Here is a 3,165-nt window from a genome sequence, read left to right on the forward strand (position 1 = left end):
AAATTATTCTAATCGATTTCTTAAATTCAATCTTAGCTTTAGATGAAGAAGATAAAATAATAGAAATAATACATTTAAACCCTTTTAACTTAAAGGAATTTGAGGGAGATAAAGGTTCAGTATTAGACTTAAAAGTGAAAATGGAGAAAGAAGAGAGAATAAATATAGAAGTTCAGGTTAATAAAGAATATGATTTTAGAAAGAGAAGTTTATATTATTGGTCTAAAATGTACGCGGATACAATATTAGAAGGAGATCCATATTTATCATTAAAAAAGAGTATAGTAATTAATATAATGAATTTTATAATAATAGACGAAACAAATAAATATCATACCGAATATAAAATATTAGAGAAAGATGAGTATTTCCTATTAACAGAAGATTTATCAATTCACTATATAGAATTACCTAAATTTGATGATAAAAAAGATATAGAATATATGGAAGCAGTAGAACTATGGCTAACATTTATGAAGAGAATAGGAGAGCCTGGGACGGAAGAGCTGTTAAATCAGCTTATAGAAAGGAGTGAAACATTAAAGATGGCTAAAGAAATGTTGGAAAAGATATCTGCTGATGAAAGACTAAGAGAAAAATACTATGCTAGAGAGAAAGCTAGACGGGATGCTATATCTAGATTAAAATATGCAGAAAGAAAAGGTATGGAAAAAGGAATAGAAGAAGGAATAGAAAGAGGCGTGAAAAAAGGTATAGAAGAGAATAAAGAAAAAACAGCTATTAAGGCAATAGAAATAGGGCTTAGTATAGATGAAATTATTAAGTTAACTGGATTTACTAAAGAGGAGATTGAAAAATTAAAGAAAGAGTTTGATAATTAAATATATACAATTATAGGGGATGATAGTTAGTGCTAATTATCCCTTTTTTAGTTTAACTATTGTTTTACGACAACTAGAGTACAGGGCCACGGATTTAATGATATTGTGGATAATTATGCGGGAAGTGCAACTAAAACATCACTTGGCAATGCTACATTATATCAATTGGAAGGGTCATTAAATGGAGAAGTAGGACGTTTTGAATGGATAACTCAGGACGGTGAGGTTTACACATAGAATGTTTGTACAAGGCGGAACAATGAATGGAGTGGCGATAAAACCATGATTAAAATTGAAGATTTCAAAAAATATAATTTTATAATAACTTAGAAATTAATAAACATAGGATTTGGAGGAAGCGATGTGTTTCGAGATCAATTGTTAGTGGAAGATATATTAAGTTTTGCAATTGAAAAGTTAGAAGGAGATAATTATGATGAAACTGTATGCGAACTAGCAAGTGAATATGAGGATAACATAGATAAGATTGATTATTTAATAAAAAAATTGGCTACTGATGAAGATAGTGATTTTAATTTAGAATTAAGGAAGTGGAGGGCCATTTTTATAGCGAAAGAAATAGAAGATAAAAGTGATAATTTAATCGACGGATTAATGCATTTAGGTGAAATATGAGTGAAATTAGGATTTCCAGAAGATTCTCCACATATATTTCAGGGGCGGAATAATAATATTACCCCTGAAGAATATTATACGCAGGAGAACTATGATTATTTATATGAAAAGCATATAGAATGGCTCCAAAAGGAAATTAAATCTATTAAGTGTAATCAATCATAATTCTAATATCGGAAAAAGTATTGTCCTAATGTAATATTAAAAGTAGAAATAGCTTAACTATAATAGAAATACTATTAGAATTATCTCAGGAAAAACTTGGCGGGAGTGATGATGTATGAGTAAAATTAAGTTAAGACTGGAATATAAATGTTTTCCTATGTGGGTGTACGATGAAAATGATTCCCTGATTAATAATGATTTAGTGGATGAATTAAAAAACAATGATACTATTGATTTTCTTTTGAAAAGTATTCAAGAAGATTTTGATAATTTGTTTATTAATGATGGAAGAGAGTTTAGATATGAAGGCTTCCGTGATAACAATGCTAAGAAATCTTTTCAAAAAAAGGTACAAGATGCATACAGCATTATTAAGAATAGGGTTGGAGAAGATTATATAATAGAAAGTTTTATTGATATTAATGAATTATGATATAAATTATATTACAAAAACTTTTAATAAAAGGATAAAGATATAAGGAGTAAAAGTAGTTTTAATAGTGAAAGCAACAAATTTTTCTAGATTGAAAGTAGAAAAATTAAAAGAAGAAATTAATATTTGAGAGTGTATAGTTATAGGGGATGATAGTTAGTACTAACTTATTATCCCCTATCTTTAATATATGCCAATGAATACTATGAATTAGATTCTAGCACCAGTGCAGAAATTGTCCAAGATGAACTAGAAGATCAAATGGAAAGATTAAATGAGAAGAAAGAAATCTTTAATGAATCAGATGAATCTTTAAGAAAAACCTTAAACTTGATGATTTAGATATGTCAGAATTTTTTGAAGAAGAACCTGTCTCAATAAGTGATTATGAAGAGGCAGATCTAATTTATTCTTTGGAAAATAAACTAGGATTTAAAGTAATTTTAACTTTAGATACATATAGTAAAAAAATACAAGAAGTTCTATTTTCATAATATATGGAAAAGAAGTTACATAAATGATATAATTATAATAACAAGACTAAAAAGTTGGTGAAAAGATGGGAAATGAAATAACGAATAAGCATGACACCACGTTTAACTTCAAAAAGACACTTTTATAAACAAAGAGTTACAAGAGAACTTTTCGGATATAATATATAGGGTAAAAATAAATAATAGGGATGCCTATATATGTTTTCTCTTGGAACATAAATCCTATAAAGACAAAATGACAATATTTCAGGTAAATAAATATATTTTAGAATCGTGGATGACTATAGTACAAAAAGAAAATAAAGATGAACTACCAATTATTATACCAATGGTAATTTATCATGGAAAAGAGAAATGGAATCTGAAAACAGATTTAAGAGATATGATACCAGGATTTGACGGATTACCAAAATACTTTAAAGAAAGAGCACCAGTATTTAAATATGATTTTTTCAACATAGGAGAATATGAAGAAAGTGATTTTGAAGAATTAACTAAGTTAACCGCAATGATGCTTAAGGCATTTCAGGATGCTTTTGAAGAGGATATAGAAGTGATATTAACAAATTTTTTACTAGCTTTAGAAGAAGTACAA

The 3,165-nt window shown here is 27.6% G+C and carries 4 protein-coding genes and 2 pseudogenes; all 6 read left to right on the top strand.

Features of this window, described 5'->3' with window-relative positions; all coding sequences use genetic code 11:
* Nucleotides 1–842, top strand: an 842-nt coding sequence (locus VK071_04225) for an Rpn family recombination-promoting nuclease/putative transposase (GenBank protein ID HLR34521.1), incomplete at its 5' end; no start/stop codon positions are given.
* A 105-nt stretch (nucleotides 843–947) separates the two neighbouring features.
* Nucleotides 948–1,079: a hypothetical protein gene (locus VK071_04230; protein HLR34522.1), complete on the top strand. Its 132-nt coding sequence runs from the start codon at nucleotides 948–950 to the stop codon at nucleotides 1,077–1,079.
* A gap of 105 nt (nucleotides 1,080–1,184) precedes the next feature.
* Nucleotides 1,185–1,643: pseudogene (locus tag VK071_04235) on the top strand (DUF2247 family protein).
* A 115-nt stretch (nucleotides 1,644–1,758) separates the two neighbouring features.
* Nucleotides 1,759–2,076 (top strand): hypothetical protein, encoded by a 318-nt coding sequence (locus VK071_04240; protein ID HLR34523.1) that lies wholly within the window; start codon nucleotides 1,759–1,761, stop codon nucleotides 2,074–2,076.
* A gap of 344 nt (nucleotides 2,077–2,420) precedes the next feature.
* On the top strand, nucleotides 2,421–2,570 hold the full coding sequence (locus tag VK071_04245) for a hypothetical protein (GenBank protein ID HLR34524.1): 150 nt from the start codon (nucleotides 2,421–2,423) through the stop codon (nucleotides 2,568–2,570).
* A gap of 118 nt (nucleotides 2,571–2,688) precedes the next feature.
* Nucleotides 2,689–3,165: pseudogene (locus VK071_04250) on the top strand (Rpn family recombination-promoting nuclease/putative transposase).

The sequence above is a fragment of the Tissierellales bacterium genome, from assembly GCA_035301805.1.
Taxonomy (GTDB): domain Bacteria; phylum Bacillota; class Clostridia; order Tissierellales; family DATGTQ01; genus DATGTQ01.

Coding starts and splice junctions, on each gene's coding strand:
- VK071_04240 (HLR34523.1), top strand. CDS start 1,759: ATGAGTAAAATTAAGTTAAGACTGGAATATAAATGTTTTCCTATGTGG.
- VK071_04245 (HLR34524.1), top strand. CDS start 2,421: ATGTCAGAATTTTTTGAAGAAGAACCTGTCTCAATAAGTGATTATGAA.